This is a genomic window from Pseudomonas marginalis, assembly GCF_008692035.1.
Lineage (GTDB): Bacteria > Pseudomonadota > Gammaproteobacteria > Pseudomonadales > Pseudomonadaceae > Aquipseudomonas > Aquipseudomonas marginalis.
The window spans coordinates 1,498,220-1,513,007 of sequence record NZ_VTFG01000001.1 but is presented as its reverse complement, the minus strand read 5'-3'; the positions used below and the strand labels follow the sequence as shown (position 1 = coordinate 1,513,007).

The 14,788-nt window shown below is 62.7% G+C and carries 19 protein-coding genes; 4 read left to right on the top strand and 15 right to left on the bottom strand.

Features of this window, described 5'->3' with window-relative positions; genetic code table 11:
- Positions 1-57: 57 nt before the first annotated feature.
- From FX984_RS06740 to tusD, 6 genes are all read right to left on the bottom strand, one after another.
- Positions 58-1,053: a glutathione S-transferase family protein gene (locus tag FX984_RS06740; protein ID WP_146477141.1), complete on the bottom strand. Its 996-nt coding sequence runs from the start codon at positions 1,051-1,053 to the stop codon at positions 58-60.
- 88 nt (positions 1,054-1,141) lie between these two features.
- Complete coding sequence (locus tag FX984_RS06735) at positions 1,142-2,143, bottom strand: glycosyl transferase family protein (protein ID WP_027606349.1); 1,002 nt, start codon at positions 2,141-2,143, stop codon at positions 1,142-1,144.
- Positions 2,140-2,475: a TusE/DsrC/DsvC family sulfur relay protein gene (locus tag FX984_RS06730; protein WP_027606350.1), complete on the bottom strand. Its 336-nt coding sequence runs from the start codon at positions 2,473-2,475 to the stop codon at positions 2,140-2,142. Before FX984_RS06730 ends, FX984_RS06735 begins: the two co-directional genes overlap by 4 nt.
- The gene (tusB, locus tag FX984_RS06725; protein WP_027606351.1) at positions 2,472-2,750 is read right to left on the bottom strand and encodes a sulfurtransferase complex subunit TusB; all 279 of its coding nucleotides are present in this window, start codon (positions 2,748-2,750) and stop codon (positions 2,472-2,474) included. Before tusB ends, FX984_RS06730 begins: the two co-directional genes overlap by 4 nt.
- Positions 2,750-3,100, bottom strand: a complete 351-nt coding sequence (tusC, locus tag FX984_RS06720; RefSeq protein ID WP_027606352.1) for a sulfurtransferase complex subunit TusC — start codon at positions 3,098-3,100, stop codon at positions 2,750-2,752. Before tusC ends, tusB begins: the two co-directional genes overlap by 1 nt.
- A 1-nt stretch (position 3,101) precedes the next feature.
- Positions 3,102-3,494, bottom strand: coding sequence for a sulfurtransferase complex subunit TusD (tusD, locus tag FX984_RS06715; RefSeq protein ID WP_027606353.1), 393 nt, complete (start codon positions 3,492-3,494; stop codon positions 3,102-3,104).
- 157 nt (positions 3,495-3,651) lie between these two features.
- Between tusD and FX984_RS06710 the strand changes: the two genes are divergently transcribed.
- A complete protein-coding gene (locus tag FX984_RS06710; RefSeq protein ID WP_027606354.1) occupies positions 3,652-4,827 on the top strand; it encodes a CaiB/BaiF CoA transferase family protein in 1,176 nt (391 codons plus the stop codon).
- Between the two features lie 33 nt (positions 4,828-4,860).
- Here the strand turns inward: FX984_RS06710 and FX984_RS06705 are convergent, their stop codons facing one another.
- Together FX984_RS06705 and FX984_RS06700 are read right to left on the bottom strand one after the other, a co-directional pair.
- Positions 4,861-5,355 carry a SprT family zinc-dependent metalloprotease gene (locus FX984_RS06705; protein ID WP_027606355.1) on the bottom strand — a complete coding sequence of 165 codons (495 nt, stop codon included), beginning with the start codon at positions 5,353-5,355 and terminating at the stop codon, positions 4,861-4,863.
- 129 nt (positions 5,356-5,484) lie between these two features.
- Positions 5,485-6,087 carry a Yip1 family protein gene (locus FX984_RS06700; protein ID WP_027606356.1) on the bottom strand — a complete coding sequence of 201 codons (603 nt, stop codon included), beginning with the start codon at positions 6,085-6,087 and terminating at the stop codon, positions 5,485-5,487.
- A 264-nt stretch (positions 6,088-6,351) separates the two neighbouring features.
- Between FX984_RS06700 and ttcA the strand changes: the two genes are divergently transcribed.
- Positions 6,352-7,176: a tRNA 2-thiocytidine(32) synthetase TtcA gene (gene ttcA / locus FX984_RS06695; protein ID WP_146477143.1), complete on the top strand. Its 825-nt coding sequence runs from the start codon at positions 6,352-6,354 to the stop codon at positions 7,174-7,176.
- Between the two features lie 80 nt (positions 7,177-7,256).
- Complete coding sequence (locus FX984_RS06690) at positions 7,257-7,928, top strand: DNA-3-methyladenine glycosylase I (RefSeq protein ID WP_053128532.1); 672 nt, start codon at positions 7,257-7,259, stop codon at positions 7,926-7,928.
- A 7-nt stretch (positions 7,929-7,935) separates the two neighbouring features.
- Here the strand turns inward: FX984_RS06690 and FX984_RS06685 are convergent, their stop codons facing one another.
- The 3 genes from FX984_RS06685 to arsC are packed head-to-tail and all read right to left on the bottom strand — an operon-like array spanning position 7,936 to position 9,291.
- On the bottom strand, positions 7,936-8,343 hold the full coding sequence (locus FX984_RS06685; protein ID WP_146477145.1) for a DUF2069 domain-containing protein: 408 nt from the start codon (positions 8,341-8,343) through the stop codon (positions 7,936-7,938).
- On the bottom strand, positions 8,327-8,941 hold the full coding sequence (wrbA, locus tag FX984_RS06680) for an NAD(P)H:quinone oxidoreductase (RefSeq protein WP_092357604.1): 615 nt from the start codon (positions 8,939-8,941) through the stop codon (positions 8,327-8,329). The genes FX984_RS06685 and wrbA overlap by 17 nt, the downstream gene beginning before the upstream one ends.
- Positions 8,938-9,291, bottom strand: coding sequence for an arsenate reductase (glutaredoxin) (gene arsC / locus FX984_RS06675; protein WP_092357602.1), 354 nt, complete (start codon positions 9,289-9,291; stop codon positions 8,938-8,940). Before arsC ends, wrbA begins: the two co-directional genes overlap by 4 nt.
- 115 nt (positions 9,292-9,406) lie before the next feature.
- Here arsC and FX984_RS06670 point away from each other — a divergent pair, with 115 nt between their 5' ends.
- Positions 9,407-9,868, top strand: coding sequence for a TlpA disulfide reductase family protein (locus tag FX984_RS06670; protein WP_032889653.1), 462 nt, complete (start codon positions 9,407-9,409; stop codon positions 9,866-9,868).
- Positions 9,869-10,008: 140 nt separating this feature from the next.
- On the opposite strand, the gene FX984_RS06665 is transcribed toward FX984_RS06670, so the two are convergent.
- The 4 genes from FX984_RS06665 to FX984_RS06650 all read right to left on the bottom strand — a co-directional run bounded on the left by FX984_RS06665 (position 10,009) and on the right by FX984_RS06650 (position 14,688).
- On the bottom strand, positions 10,009-10,413 hold the full coding sequence (locus FX984_RS06665) for an META domain-containing protein (protein ID WP_108572692.1): 405 nt from the start codon (positions 10,411-10,413) through the stop codon (positions 10,009-10,011).
- Positions 10,410-10,850, bottom strand: coding sequence for a hypothetical protein (locus FX984_RS06660; protein ID WP_146477147.1), 441 nt, complete (start codon positions 10,848-10,850; stop codon positions 10,410-10,412). Before FX984_RS06660 ends, FX984_RS06665 begins: the two co-directional genes overlap by 4 nt.
- Positions 10,851-10,921: 71 nt before the next feature.
- On the bottom strand, positions 10,922-11,911 hold the full coding sequence (locus FX984_RS06655) for a 2-hydroxyacid dehydrogenase (protein WP_092357596.1): 990 nt from the start codon (positions 11,909-11,911) through the stop codon (positions 10,922-10,924).
- A gap of 23 nt (positions 11,912-11,934) precedes the next feature.
- Complete coding sequence (locus tag FX984_RS06650; RefSeq protein WP_146477149.1) at positions 11,935-14,688, bottom strand: response regulator; 2,754 nt, start codon at positions 14,686-14,688, stop codon at positions 11,935-11,937.
- Between the last annotated feature and the right edge of the window lie 100 nt (positions 14,689-14,788).

Genomic DNA, 14,788 nt, shown 5'->3' with positions numbered 1-14,788 from the left:
AATGCACGCGGTGTTTTTGAGTTCTTCGCGAGCAAGCTCGCTCCTACGGGTTTTGTATCAGCTCCAAACGCCTTTGCTGGTTAGCTTCACTCGATCATGCCCGGCATCAAACGCCTGCAACGGCCCCTTCGGCACAATCGCCGTCGGGTTGATCGTGCGGTGGCTCCCATAGTAATGCCCCTTGATGTGTGCGAAATCCACCGTCTCGGCCACGCCCGGCCACTGATACATCTCCCTCAGCCAATTCGACAGGTTCGAATAATCGGCAATCCGCCGCAGATTGCATTTGAAGTGGCTGTAATACACCGCATCAAAACGAATCAGCGTGGTGAACAAGCGCACATCCGCCTCGGTCAGGTACTCGCCGGCCAAGTAGCGATGGTCGCCCAAGTGCTGCTCCAGATGGTCCAGTTCGGCAAACACATCATCAAACGCGCTTTCATAGGCTTTTTGTGAGGTGGCAAAGCCTGCGCGGTACACGCCATTGTTCACGGCCGGGTAGATCCGCTCGTTCAGCCCATCGATGGCCGGGCGCAGGGCCTCGGGGTAGAAGTCCAGGGTGTTGCCGGTCAGGCCGTTGAACGCGCTGTTGAACATGCGGATGATCTCTGCCGATTCATTGCTGACGATGCGGTTGAGCTGCTTGTCCCATAGCACCGGCACGGTGACGCGGCCGGTGTAGTCGGCGGTGTCGGCGGTATAGCGCTGGTGCATGAATTCGAAACCATCGAGCTTATCGCCGGTGGAGCCGTGGGCCTTGTCGAAGGTCCAGCCGTTTTCCAGCATCAGCCAGCTGACCACGGACACGTCGATCATGCTTTCCAGGCCCTTGAGCTTGCGCAGGATCAGGGTGCGATGGGCCCAGGGGCAGGCCAGGGACACATAGAGGTGATAACGACCGGCCTCGGCCTTGAAGCCGCCTTCGCCGCTGGGCCCCGGCTGGCCATCGGCGGTCACCCAGTGGCGGCGCTGGGCCTGTTCGCGCTGGAAAGCGCCATCTGCGCTACTTTCGTACCACTGGTCTTTCCAATGTCCTTCGATCAGCAAACCCATGACTGGCTCCTTGGCTAATAAGCGTTGGAGCCCAGTCTAAAGGGATGAGTTCGAACTAAAAGCGCAAAGACCGGGCGTGAATGATCGATTAAATCGATTTGTCCCGTGCATCCCAGTATTGTCGGGCCAATGCGAACGCCTGTTCCCGTGGGTGGCCGAGGCCGCGCAAGGCCAGGGCCATGGTGGCGATCAGCGCCAGTTGCGGGTAGCTGTCTTCTACGTCGCCGCGCCACACGGCCTTCAGGTGATCAGGCTCCAGGGTTGCCGGCTTGACGTGGCGCTGGTCGGAGAGCGCGGGCCATTCTTCATCCCAGCTTTCGCCACCGGTGGTGCCATAGAGGTGGCTGATCGTGTCGGGGTTGATCTCGACTTCGCCGCCGTCGCCCTTGACCACGATCACATGGTCGCCAAGCAGGCCGCTGGCATCGCGGTGCACGCCCTGGTAACCGGGGTGGAAAATGCTTTGCAGGCCGCAGCGCGCATTCAGCGGGTTGAGCAGGCGCGCCAGGGAGTGGATCGGCGAGCGCAGGCCCAGGGTGTTGCGCAGGTCGATCATGCGTTGCAGTTGCGGCGCCCAGTCGCCCAGCGGGATAAACGCCAGGTTGCCTTGTTCAAACGCGGTCCCGACCTGCTGCCAATTGCGGCACAGCGGGATGTGCAGGGTTTCGAGCAATTGTTCGGTGTACAGCCGGCCCGCCGTGTGTGCGCCGCCGCCGTGCATGAGAATGCGCACGCCATGTTGCGCCAGGCACTTGGCGGCCAGCAGGAACCACGGCAGGTGGCGCTTCTTGCCGGCGTAGGTCGGCCAGTCGACGTCCACATTCAGTGCGGGGGCGTCCAGGCGTTCACGCACGGCTTGGGTAAAACCGGCGAGTTCTTCCGGGCTTTCTTCCTTGTGGCGCAGCAGCATCAGGAAGGCGCCGAGCTGGGTGTCTTCGACTTGTTCGTCGAGCAGCATGCCCATGGCGTCGCGGGCCTCTTCGCGGGTGAGGTTGCGCGCGCCGCGCTTGCCTTTGCCCAGGATGCGCACGAACTGCGCAAACGGATGCTCGGCAGGGGTTTCAAGGGTCAGTGGGGCAAAGTCGGTCATAAGCAATTCGTCGGCCGGGGCAGGCCCGCCAGCTTGGCGGCGAGTTTGGCGGGAGTGCCGTTGAACAGTGTGTTGAGGTGCAGGCTGTTGCCCTTTTGCGGGCCGAGCTTCAAGGCGGTGTACTTGATCAGCGGGCGCGTGGCGGGGGACAGCTGGAACTCGGCATAGAACTGGCGCAGCAGCTCGAGGATCTGCCAATGGTCCGGGGTCAGCTCCAGGGCTTCGGCGGCGGCCAGGGCCTCGGCCACCTCAGGGGACCATTCGTTCAGGTCGACGAGGTAACCGTCCTTGTCCAGTTCGAGGGTGCGCGGGCCTACGGTCAGGGTGTTCATAGCCAGGTGTTGACCTTGCGGTAGTCGAGCGACAGCTGCACGAAACCCGGGTAGTCCACGCTGTCGGCCCAGTCCGGCAGCGGCAGATTGCGCGCCTGCATGTCTTCCGCCAGCACGAACACCTTCACGCCCTTGGTGCGCAGGGCCGGGTCGTGCAGCCCGTAGGCGCCATCGCCGCAGAGCAGGATCGCATCCTCGGCGCCACAGATACGCAGGCAACTGGCGAGGCGGCTATCGGTAAAAGGAGAGTGAGATACCACATGTAAAGTCGACATCAGAGGGTTATCACCTGGTCGTAACGGTCAATCAGCCTGGAGATCGCTTCGCTGTCCAGCGACTGGGCATTGGCCGGCTGCGTCAGCCCGCGCTCACCCAGGCTGTGGCGGCAGGCGAACACCTCATCGATGCCGAACAGGCCCAAGGCCTGCAGATTGGCGCTGAGGTCTTTTTGCTGCACGGCCTTGGCGTCCTGGTGCGGCGCCAGTTGGAACACGCCGTCATCCATGAACAGCACGCCGATCGGCAGATCAAACGCGCCCCCGGCCAGCACGATATCCAGCGCTTCGCGCGCGCTCGGCCCGGACCAGGGCGCCTGGCGGCTGATCACTAACAAGGATTTGGACATGTCACGGCCCTCCAAAACAGATCAGGCGGTCGGCGGCCTGGGTGGCGTCGTGCAATTGCCCCAGGCCCGACAATGCCCAGGGCGCATCCAGGTTGGCCGCGCTGCGTTGATAGCGCGTGGCTTCCTCGGCATTCAGCACGCCACGACGCAAGGCGGCAGCGATGCACACCACGCCGTCGAGTTGATGCGCATTGACCAACTCGCGCCATTGGCGGGCAATGTCCTGCTCATCCTGGGGGGCAACGATGTTATTGGAGGCGCCGTAGACGCCGTCCTGATAGAAAAACAGCCGCACAATCTCATGCCCGCCGGCCAACGCTGCCTGTGCAAACAGCAGGGCGCGGCGCGAGGAGGGCGCGTGGGCGGCGGAAAACACTGCAATCGCAAACTTCATGGAACACTCTGCAAGCAAACGTGGGGCAATGATAAAGCCGCTGCCACGAAAAAGCCCGCCATGATCAAAACGGTCACCCTCGATGATCGTTCTGACGATTGCCGGTAGGCGCCAGGCTGCCTAGTCTGTGGGAATTCGAAACCCAAATGGAGTCTCCATGTCAGGTCCCTTGGCGTCCCTCAAAGTACTGGATTTTTCCACCTTGCTGCCCGGCCCGTTTGCTTCCTTGATGCTGGCGGACATGGGCGCCGAGGTACTGCGCATCGAATCTCCCACGCGCACGGACCTGCTGCGGGTGCTGCCGCCCCATGACCGGGGGACTTCGGCCAGCCATGCCTACCTCAATCGCAACAAACGCAGCCTGGCGCTGGATTTGAAACAGCCCGAAGGGCTGGAGATCGTGCGCGAACTGGTCAAGGACTACGACATTGTCCTCGAACAATTCCGCCCCGGCGTGATGGAGCGCCTGGGCCTGGGCTATGAGGCGCTGAAGGCGATCAACCCGCGGCTGATTTATGTGTCGATCACCGGTTACGGCCAGACCGGGCCCTATAAGGACCGCGCCGGGCATGACATCAACTACCTGGCGCTGGCCGGGGTCGCCAGCTACACCGGGCGCCGGGACAGCGGGCCACTGCCCTTGGGCGTGCAGTTGGCGGACGTGGGCGGCGGTTCGCTGCATGCGGTAGTGGGGCTGCTGGCGGCCGTTATCGCCCGGCAGCAGAGCGGGGTCGGCCAATACCTGGATGTGAGCATGACCGATTGCTCGTTCAGCCTGAATGCCATGGCCGGCGCGGGTTACCTGGCGTGTGGTGTAGAGCCTGAGCGGGAGAGCCATGTGCTCAATGGCGGAAGTTTCTACGATTACTACCGCTCGCGAGATGGGCGCTGGATGTCGGTCGGCAGCCTGGAACCGGCTTTCATGCAGCAGTTGTGTGAAGCGTTGGGCCGCCCGGAGTTGGCCGCGCAGGGCTTGAAGCCTGAGCAGCAGCCGGCGCTTAGGCAGGCCTTGCAGGTGGAGTTCGAGAAGCGCAGTTTCGAGCAGTTGTGCGAGCTGTTTGCCGGGGCGGATGCCTGCGTGGAGCCGGTGCTGACGCTCAGCGAAGCCGTGGCCCATCCGCAGTTGAAGGCGCGGGCGCTGGTCAGCCAGGTGCCCAGGGGCGATGGCTCGAGCCAGGCGCAGATAGCCTGCCCGTTGAAGTTTTCGGAAGGGTTGCCAGCGCCCCGGCACATTGGCGTCGCCGTGGGCGCGCACAGTGATGAAGTGTTGGCGGAGCTGGGCTTGAGCCCGCAGCGCATCAGCGAGCTGCGCAGCTCCAAGGTGATTATGTAGTGGCTGGGTGGAGGCTTGCTCTCGATGAGGCCTTTATTCCACCCTGGTTTCGCCGGTAAACACCAAGGTCTGCCGACACCGCCGGCACAGATACCGCCGTCCCTGAGCCACCATGCCATGGCGTTGCGATGAAAACGGGAAGTCGCTGTCGGCACACGGGCACCGGTAGATATAACGGGTCACCTGGCGACGCTTCACGGCATAGGTGTGGCAGCGGTCCGGCGGCAGTTCGTAGACCCCACGCATGATCAGTTGCCATTCCTCGCCATGGGGCTGGATGCGCTCGCCAAACAATTGGTGGGCAATCAGGTGCGCCACCTCATGGGCCACGGTCTGTTTCAGGAAGTGTTGGCTGTTTTCTCGGTACAACTGTGGGTTGAAGCGCAGCAGGTTCTCGTGCAAATGCGCGACACCGGCCTTCTGACCCCGCAGCTTGAGGCTGACCTGGGGGCGTTTGAAGCTTCGTTTGAAAAAGGATTCGGCTTGCAGGAAACAATCTTCGACGCGGGTATTGAGTTGCTCGGGCATGCTGTACATATCTCCAGAGACGTCCAGTATGCCGCAAAACCGAGTGTTTCCGAATCTGTCAGGCGCCGAATGGTCATCCATCACGCACAAAGCCACCTTGCGGTGGCCTTGCCTTTGCCATTGAACGGGTCAGTTCGTGTAGATCGGCCCCACGCCCAGGCCCCAGACGATCACGGTAAACGCCATGATCGCCACCAGCACCACCAGCCCTACGGCCAGTATCGAACTGGAAAACAGGAAGCCTTCATCCGGGTCGATGCTCATGAAGGTCGGTACGCCGACATACAGCAGGTACACCGTGTAGCAGATCGCCGCAGTGCCCACCACCATGCCCAGCCACATATGCGGGTAGAGCGCCGCCAGCCCGCCGATGAACAGAGGTGTCGCGGTATAGGTGGCAAACGCCACGCACCGCGCCATGCTGGGGTTGGCGTCGTAGGTGCGGGCCATCCAGTGAATGAACGCGCCCATCACTGCCACGCCGCCGAGCATGGCCGCGTAGGACATGAGAGTCATCCACAGCGCACTTTCCTGGGTCAGCATGACCGGGGAGCGGTTGCCGATGACCCAGCCGACCTGGGTGGTGCCGATAAAAGCCGATACGGCGGGGATCGCCGCGAGAATCAGGGTGTGAGTGAGGTACATGTGGCCGATGCTTTCTTCTTTATCGCCACGAATTTCCCGCCATTCCTGGTCGGGATGGGTAAACAGCCCCACGACGTGATGGATCATGCCAGTCACTCCTGTCGTTATTACCATCGCCCCCCATCGGAGCGCCCACGGGCCAAATGGCCACAAAGGTCTGGATATATGTGTGCGACCTCAAGTCGCAGTATAGGAAGGGATGACCGGAATAACCGTAGGGCCTTTAGAGCAAATTGCGCTGTAAACAGGGGGCCTAATCGCGGCGGGGTCTTTTACTGTTAGCCCTTTAGCTGTTTTTTTTGCGTAAAATACCCGGCTTTTCGTCACACACCTCCAGCGGATCCAAGCGCCATGGGCACTCTTACGGTCAACCAGAACAAACTGCAAAAACGCCTGCGCCGCCTGGCCGGTGAGGCAGTCGCCGATTTCAACATGATCGAGGACGGCGACAAGGTCATGGTCTGCCTCTCCGGCGGCAAAGACAGCTACACCATGCTCGACGTGCTGCTGCACCTGCAAAAGGTCGCACCGATCAAGTTCGACATCGTTGCGGTCAATATGGACCAGAAACAACCGGGCTTCCCCGAGCACGTGCTGCCGGCCTACCTCAAGGCACTGGGCGTCGAGTACCACATCGTCGAAAAAGACACCTATTCGGTGGTCAAGGAACTGATCCCTGAAGGCAAGACCACCTGCTCGCTATGCTCGCGCCTGCGCCGTGGCACGCTCTACACCTTTGCCGATGAGATCGGTGCGACCAAGATGGCCCTGGGTCACCACCGCGACGATATTGTCGAGACCTTCTTCCTCAATATGTTCTTCAACGGTTCGCTCAAGGCCATGCCGCCCAAGCTGCGTGCCGATGACGGGCGCAACGTGGTGATCCGCCCGCTGGCGTATTGCAGCGAGAAGGACATCCAGGCCTACTCCGACTTCAAGCAATTCCCGATAATCCCGTGCAACCTGTGCGGCTCCCAGGAAAACCTGCAGCGCCAGGTGGTCAAGGACATGCTGGTGGATTGGGAGCGCAAGACCCCCGGGCGTACCGAAAGTATCTTCCGCAGCCTGCAGAACGTGCAGCCTTCGCAATTGGCCGACCGCAACCTGTTCGACTTCACCAGCCTGAAAATCGATGAGAGCGCCGCGCCGCGTTTCGTCAATGTGGTGAACCTCTGAGCTCATTCAACGCTCTGACACACGGCGCTCGCGGGCGCCGTTTTCAATTCCATTGCCAGCATTCAACAGCAGGAGAGGGCATGCGCGATTACAAGTGGCTGCACGAATATTGTCTGAACCGCTTCGGTTCAGCGGCCGAGCTGGACGCCCACCTGCCGGTGCCCAAGACCCCGGCGCAGTTACGCAAGATCAGTGATGATCGCTACCTGTCGACCTTGGCGCTGCGCGTGTTTCGCGCCGGCTTGAAGCACAGCGTGGTGGATGCCAAGTGGCCGGCGTTCGAGCAGGTGTTCTTCGGCTTCGACCCTGAAAAAGTCGTGCTGATGGGTGCCGAGCACCTAGAGCGGCTGATGCAGGACACGCGCATCATCCGTCACCTGGGCAAGCTCAAGAGCGTGCCGCGCAATGCGCAGATGATCCTGGACATCGAGCAGGAAAAAGGCAGCTTCGGCGCATTTATCGCCGACTGGCCGGTGACCGATATCGTCGGGTTATGGAAATACCTGAGCAAGCACGGTCATCAACTGGGCGGGCTGTCGGCCCCGCGCTTTTTGCGGATGGTGGGCAAGGATACCTTTGTGCCGAGCTATGACGTGGTCGCGGCATTGAATGCGCAGAAGATTGTCGACAAGGCACCCACCAGCCTGCGCGACCTGGCCACGGTGCAGGCTGCGTTCAACCAGTGGCATGCCGAGAGCGGGCGGCCGATGTGCCAGCTGTCGATGATGCTGGCCTATACGGTGAATCACTGACCGGCTTCTAGGGTGTGGCCAACCGGCGGTTCAACTGGTGCCGCCAGCGCACATACAGCAGCACCGTGCAAAACACCGCCAGGCTGGCCAGCATCTCCAGCACCCCGAACCACTGCCGGTTCGGGTCATACGCCGCCAGCGCGCCCTTGATGAAATACAGGTTCACCGCAAAGCACATCCACGAATGCCCGCGCGCGCTGCCGATGATCATCCCCGGCGCCAGCACCAGCAGCGGCACCAGTTCGATCAGCAGGATCACCCACGGGCGTGCGCCGTGCAGGTCGGCGACGAACAGGTAGTACCCGCACAACAAACCCACCAGGGCGAAAAACGCCAGCAGGCTTAACGCGCGTACCGCCTTGACCCGTGGCTCCAGCCACGCTTGCGGCGGCAGAACCTTAGGCTTCCTGGCCACGGCCGTTCTCCAGCAACGTGGCGGTCTTGGCCAGGCGCAGGCCCAGGGCCCGGCACAGGGTGATTTCATGCGGGTCGAGCAGGCGCTTGCCATCCGGCCCGGCATGGTGGCTGGCGCCATACGGCGTGCCGCCGCCCTGGGTGTCGAGCAGCGCCTGTTCGCTGTAGGGCAGGCCAGTGATCAGCATGCCGTGATGCAGCAGCGGCAACAGCATCGACATCAGCGTGGTTTCCTGGCCGCCATGCAGGCTGGCGGTGGAGGTGAACACCCCGGCCGGCTTGCCGACCAGCGCACCGGTGAGCCACAGGTTGCTGGTGCCATCGAGGAAGTACTTGAGCGGCGCGGCCATGTTGCCGAAGCGCGTCGGGCTGCCCAGGGCCAGGCCCGAGCAGTTTTTCAAGTCATCGAGGCTGGCGTACAGCGCGCCTTCGTCCGGGATGCTCGGCGCCACGGCTTCGCATTCGGTGGAGATCGCCGGTACGGTGCGCAGTCGCGCTTCCATGCCGCCTTGCTCGATGCCCCGGGCAATCTGCCGAGCCATTTCGCTCACCGAGCCATTGCGGCTGTAATACAACACCAGCACATACGGCGACGTCACGGCAGGATCTCCAGCACGTTCTCTGGGGGACGGCCAATGATGGCTTTATCGGCGGTTTCCAGGATCGGGCGTTCCATCAGCTTGGGATGTTCGGCGATCGCGGCGATCAACTGCGCTTCGCTGAGGCTGGCGTCGGCCAGGTTGAGGGCCTTGTATTCGTCTTCGCCGGTGCGCAGCAGTTGGCGGGCGCTGATGCCCAGCTTGGCCAGCAGTGTCTTCAATTGTGCGCTATTCAGCGGGGTTTCCAGGTAACGCACCACGGTGGGGGCGAGGCCTCGGGCTTCCAGCAGTTCGAGCGCACCGCGGGATTTCGAGCAGCGCGGGTTGTGATAAAGCGTCAGATCGGTCATGTGCGGGTCGCATCTTGCGTAAGGTGGCGGGTATTCTACCTGCGCGGCGTCCTGTCCTTAAACCGTAAGAGGCGATAGGTCGCAGCCAACGTTCATTTTTGCGAAGGAATACCCCATGACAAGGCGACTGATCGGTGCATTGGCGATCATCACAACCCTGCTGCTCAGCGGCTGCGGCAATGACTACGGCGTTGACCAGTACGGCCAGAAGGTCGCGGCCGAGCGCCTGGACAAACAGTGGCTGGTGGTCAACTACTGGGCGGAATGGTGTGGCCCATGCCGTACGGAAATCCCCGAACTCAACGCCCTGGCGGAACAGTTGAAGGGGCAGGGCGTGGGGGTGTTCGGGGTCAACTTCGACAATGTGCAGGGTGCAGAGCTGAAGGAAGCCAGCGACAAACTGGGGATCAAGTTCACCGTGCTGGCGCAGAACCCGGATGGGATCTTCGAGATTCCGCGCAGCGAAGCGTTGCCGGTGACCTATATCATCGATGACAAGGGCAAGGTGCGCGAGCAGTTGATGGGTGAGCAGACGGCGGAAGGGGTGTTGGCCAAGCTCAAGGCCTTGCGCGGCTAGAGTATTGTCCTCGATCAAATGTGGGAGGGGGCTTGCCCCCGATAGCAGTGTGTCAGTCAATACATCAGTGACTGTTACACCGTCATCGGGGGCAAGCCCCCTCCCACATTTAAAGCTCACCAACCTGTAGATCGGTGGAATCAGCCCTCTTCGAGCCACAGGCGAATCGGCTTGCCTTCGGCCGGCCAGAAGCGGGTCTGCTCGATCGGCGAGATGTCCCAGCGCTGTACGCCTTGCAGGGCCTGGAAGAAGCGCTGTTCCTGTTCCATCAGGGCCTCGGCGCAGAGCTTGCGGGTGCTGCCGAGCTTGCCGAAGCTGAGTCTGTCGCCCTCAAGGGTGTACGGCGCGAACCAGTGGTTGCAACCGCCGTTGCCGTAGGCACGCCCATCGGCGCCGAGGGTGACGGTCAGGTGTGCGTAATCCATCAACGGCCGCTCACCAATCCACTCCACCACGTAGCTGTGATCCTGCTTGAGCTTGGCCGCGTCACCGGCGCAGCCACTCAGGGCCGCACCGACGGCGGCGAGCAGAAGCAGGCCTTTCATTGCCCGGCCTTCTGGCATGTCGGGCAACGGTGCTTGTCGCCTTCGCTGGTCCAGCCCAACTCGGCAATGCGCGCGTGGGCGGCCGGTTGCAGCGGCTCCTTGGTCAGCTTGGTTTCCACCGCGAATTCAAACTCCAGCACGGTGTCGCAGCTGTCGCAGTTGACCTTCCAGGTGTGAATCTCCAGCTCGCCGAACTTCGGCCCGCGGGCCATGGCGACCCACTGGCCGGCAGGGCGGATGGAGTAGCGCGCGTCACCTTCGACGGTAAGGCGCATGGACAAGGTTTTACTGCCGCGCAGGGTGACGATCAGCACGTCATCATGCTTGATCGAGCCACCGTTACCGGTGACCTGGTAACGGCCCGGCACCAGGGCGCGGCATTCGATCAGGGTGTGTTGCGGGCTCAGCAAGCTGAAGCGGAAATCGTGTTCGGCCATGGATCCTCCAAATAGGCGCGGCATCCTATCACGGGTGCCTGCTGATCATGAGCCTGGTATGTGACCGCTGATCATCCTTCGACGAGGTTCTGCGCCCGGCCATCGGCCCATGCCGCAATATTGGCCAATGTGGTGCCGGCAATCGCCGCCAGGGCTTCGCGGGTGAGGAACGCCTGGTGTGCGGTGACGATCACGTTGGGGAAGGTCAGCAGGCGCGCGAGCACGTCGTCCTGCAAGGGCAGGTCGGAGCGGTCCTCGAAAAACAGCTGGGCTTCCTCCTCGTACACATCCAGCCCCAGGTAGCCGAGCTGGCCGTCCTTGAGTGCTTCGATCAGCGCCGGCGTGTCGACCAGGCCACCGCGACCGGTGTTGATCAGCATGGCGCCGGGTTGCATCCGCGCCAGGGAGTGCGCATTGATCAGGTGCTTGCTGTCGGCGGTCAGCGGGCAGTGCAGGCTGATGATCTGGGCCTGGGCCAAGAGCTCCGGCAGGCTCACATAGTCAGCGCCGAGGGCCTGGACCTGCGGGTTGGGGAACGGGTCGTAGGCGAGCAGCCGGCAACCGAAGCCCGCCATGATCCTGGCGAACGTGGCGCCGATCTGGCCGGTGCCGACCACGCCGACGGTCTTGCCCACCAGGTCGAAGCCGGTGAGGCCATGCAGGCTGAAATCGCCGTCGCGGGTGCGGTTGTAGGCGCGATGCAGGCGGCGGTTGAGGGCGAGGATCAGGGCCACCGCGTGTTCGGCGATCGCATGGGGCGAATAGGCCGGGACGCGCACGATGGTCAGGCCCAGGCGTTTGGCGGCAGGCAGGTCCACATGGTTGTAGCCGGCCGAACGCAACGCGATCAACCGCGTGCCGCCCTTGGCCAGCTGTTCCAGCACCGGGGCACTGAGGTCGTCGTTGATAAAGGCGCAGACCACCTCGTGGTGTTCGGCCAGGGCGACGGTGTCGAGGTTGAGCCGGGCGGGTTGGAATTGCAGTTCCAGGCCGTGCGGCAAGGGCTCGCCGAGGAAACTGTCGCGGTCGTAGGTCTGGCTGCTGAAAAGAATCACGCGCATCAAAGGCTTCCTTTTTGATGAATTCAGGCGCTGACCCGCGCTTCACTGGCCAGCCGTGCAATGGCCATGTCCAGCTCGTCCAGCGCGGTCACGGCCTTGGCGTCGTCCTGCTTGAGCAGGGTTTCGGCGCGCTGGCAGGCGGCGCGCAGTTGCGGCACGCCACAGTAGCGGGTGGCGCCGTGCAGACGGTGGACGCGTTCGATCAGGGCCAGGTTGTCCTTGGCCTCACGGGCGACGTGAATGGCCTGGCGGTCGGCTTCCAGGGAGGCCAGCAGCATGGCCAGCATGTCGGCCGCCAGGTCCATCTTGCCGGCGGCCAGGCGCAGGCCTTCCTCGTGGTCCAGCACCGGCAATTGCACCCCGGGGCCCAGGCCTTCGACGGCGCGCTCCGGCACCTGGTTGCGCAGGGCCAGGCCGGTCCATTTCAGCACTACCTGGGCCAGTTGCCGTTCGCTGATGGGTTTGGTCAGGTAATCGTCCATACCGCTTTGCAGCAAGGCGCGCTTCTCGTTGGCCATGGCATGGGCGGTGAGGGCGACCACCGGCAAGGGCGTGCCATGGCGCTCGCTTTCCCACTGGCGGATCGCCTCGGTGCTCTGACGTCCGTCCATGCCCGGCATCTGCACGTCCATCAGCACCAGGTCGAAGGTGTCCTGTTTCACTGCGTCGACCGCCGCGTAGCCGCTTTCCACTGCACGGACCTGCGCGCCCATGTCTTCCAGCAGGGTCTGCACCAACAGCAGGTTTGCTGGGTTGTCGTCGACACACAGCACACGCGGCGCACGGCTGGACAACAGCTCGCCCGGTTCACTGCGGGACGGCCGCGGGCTGATCAGGTCGGACAGCGCACGGCGCAGCTTGCGGGTACACGCCGGCTTGGCCTGCAACTGGCTGTTGGGGTTGGGTACCGACTCGTTGAACAGCATCTGTTCGGTGGTGGGGCACAGCACCAGCACCTTGCAACCCAGGTGTTCGAGGTCCCACAGGTGCTGGTTGAGGCGCTCGGGCGGAATATCGTTGGCGGTCACGCCGAGTACCGCGAGGTCGATAGCCTGCTCGGTCTGGTGAGCGCTGGTGATGCCGTTGGTCAGGCTTTCCAGGGTATTGAACGGCGTTACTTCCAGGCCGCAGTCTTCCAATTGGTGCTGCAGGGCCTGGCGCGCCAGGTCGTGGTTTTCCAGTACCGCCACGCGATGGCCCAGCAACGGCGCGCAGGGCAGGTCTTCGACGTCGTCGCGGGTCTTGGGCAGGTTCAGGCTGATCCAGAATTCAGAACCTTCGCCCGGCGTGCTGTCGACGCCGATTTCACCGCCCATTTGTTCGATCAGGCGCTTGGAAATCACCAGGCCCAGCCCCGTACCGCCGGGCTGGCGCGACAGTGAATTGTCGGCCTGGCTGAACGCCTGGAACAACGCCCGCACGTCCTGGCTGGACAGGCCGATGCCGGTGTCCTGCACGCTGATGCGCAGTTGCACGCTGTCTTCCTGCTCGTCCTCGATCATCGCCCGGGCCACGATGGTGCCTTCGCGGGTGAACTTGATCGCATTGCTGATCAGGTTGGTGAGGATCTGCTTGAGCCGCAGCGGGTCGCCCACCAGCGCCAGCGGCGTGTCGCGGTACACCAGGCTGACCAGTTCCAGTTGCTTGGCATGGGCGGCGGGAGCGAGGATGGTGAGGGTGTCTTGCAGCAGATCCCGCAGGTTGAACGGGATACTGTCGAGCACCAGCTTGCCGGCCTCGATCTTCGAGAAATCGAGGATTTCGTTGATGATGCCCAGCAGGTTGTCGGCGGATTTTTCGATGGTGCCCAGGTAGTCCAACTGGCGCGGGGTCAGCTCGCTTTTTTGCAGCAGGTGGGTAAAGCCGAGTATGCCGTTGAGCGGCGTGCGGATTTCATGGCTCATGTTCGCCAGGAACTCGGACTTGATGCGGCTGGCCTCCAGGGCCTCCTTGCGCGCCAGGTCCAGCTCGATGTTCTGGATCTCGATGGTTTCCAGGTTCTGGCGCACGTCTTCGGTGGCCTGGTCGATGCTGTGCTGCAATTCTTCCCGGGCATTTTGCAGGGTTTCGGCCATGCGGTTGATGCCCGATGCGAGTTGATCCAGCTCCTGGCTGCCCAAGGGTGGCAGGCGGGTTTCCAGGTTGCCGTCCTTGAGTTGGGCCACCGCTTGCTTGATCAGGCCAATCGGCGCGTTGATCGTACGGCTGATGCGCAAGGCCAGGGCCGCAGTGCAGATCAGGCCGATGGCAATCAGCAGCAGGCTGGCGAACAGGCTGCGATAGCCGCGCAGCAACATGCCGTTGTGGGACAACTCCACCTCGACCCAGCCGAGCAGGCGATCGGCTTCATCGGGGATCAAATCGCCCGCCAGGTTGCGATGGCGACCAAACACCGGCAGCAGGTAGCGCGTGGCGTCGTTGCCGGTGCGTTGCAGCAGGTGGGAGCTGTTGCCGACCGGCGGCTGGTTGAGCATGGTCGGGCCGGCGTGGGCCAGGGGCGTGCGGTCCGGCGCCAGGAATGCCACGGTGCGCACGTCCGTCTGTTCCAGGGATTGGGTGGCGATACGCTCCAGCAGGTCGGTGTTCCTGCTGCCCATGGCGGGGGCCACCAGGGGCGCCAGCTGCTCGGCGATCATTTCGCCGCGTTGCAGCAGTTGGGCCTGCAACTCCGAGAGCTGCATCCAGGTGAAGTACCCTCCCAACAACAGGGCCATCAGGCTGGTCGGTAATAAGGTCAGCAACAGTACGCGGCCTTTTATCCCCATTCGTTTAAGCACGCCACTCTCCTGCTACCACACTGATATCAATCTTCCGCGCCGGCATCCGGCCCGCGCCACCTGCGCAGTGTAGCCATTTGCGCGGCCTGGAATCTTGCAA

Bases quoted from the DNA above. Each gene is read 5' to 3' on its own strand.
- FX984_RS06670 (WP_032889653.1), top strand. From the start codon at position 9,407: ATGACAAGGCGACTGATCGGTGCATTGGCGATCATCACAACCCTGCTG.
- arsC (WP_092357602.1), bottom strand. From the start codon at position 9,291: ATGACCGATCTGACGCTTTATCACAACCCGCGCTGCTCGAAATCCCGC.
- ttcA (WP_146477143.1), top strand. From the start codon at position 6,352: ATGGGCACTCTTACGGTCAACCAGAACAAACTGCAAAAACGCCTGCGC.
- tusB (WP_027606351.1), bottom strand. From the start codon at position 2,750: ATGTCGACTTTACATGTGGTATCTCACTCTCCTTTTACCGATAGCCGC.
- FX984_RS06665 (WP_108572692.1), bottom strand. From the start codon at position 10,413: ATGAAAGGCCTGCTTCTGCTCGCCGCCGTCGGTGCGGCCCTGAGTGGC.
- FX984_RS06710 (WP_027606354.1), top strand. From the start codon at position 3,652: ATGTCAGGTCCCTTGGCGTCCCTCAAAGTACTGGATTTTTCCACCTTG.
- FX984_RS06730 (WP_027606350.1), bottom strand. From the start codon at position 2,475: ATGAACACCCTGACCGTAGGCCCGCGCACCCTCGAACTGGACAAGGAC.
- FX984_RS06735 (WP_027606349.1), bottom strand. From the start codon at position 2,143: ATGACCGACTTTGCCCCACTGACCCTTGAAACCCCTGCCGAGCATCCG.
- FX984_RS06705 (WP_027606355.1), bottom strand. From the start codon at position 5,355: ATGCCCGAGCAACTCAATACCCGCGTCGAAGATTGTTTCCTGCAAGCC.
- FX984_RS06690 (WP_053128532.1), top strand. From the start codon at position 7,257: ATGCGCGATTACAAGTGGCTGCACGAATATTGTCTGAACCGCTTCGGT.
- FX984_RS06740 (WP_146477141.1), bottom strand. From the start codon at position 1,053: ATGGGTTTGCTGATCGAAGGACATTGGAAAGACCAGTGGTACGAAAGT.
- FX984_RS06660 (WP_146477147.1), bottom strand. From the start codon at position 10,850: ATGGCCGAACACGATTTCCGCTTCAGCTTGCTGAGCCCGCAACACACC.
- tusD (WP_027606353.1), bottom strand. From the start codon at position 3,494: ATGAAGTTTGCGATTGCAGTGTTTTCCGCCGCCCACGCGCCCTCCTCG.
- FX984_RS06655 (WP_092357596.1), bottom strand. From the start codon at position 11,911: ATGCGCGTGATTCTTTTCAGCAGCCAGACCTACGACCGCGACAGTTTC.
- tusC (WP_027606352.1), bottom strand. From the start codon at position 3,100: ATGTCCAAATCCTTGTTAGTGATCAGCCGCCAGGCGCCCTGGTCCGGG.
- FX984_RS06700 (WP_027606356.1), bottom strand. From the start codon at position 6,087: ATGATCCATCACGTCGTGGGGCTGTTTACCCATCCCGACCAGGAATGG.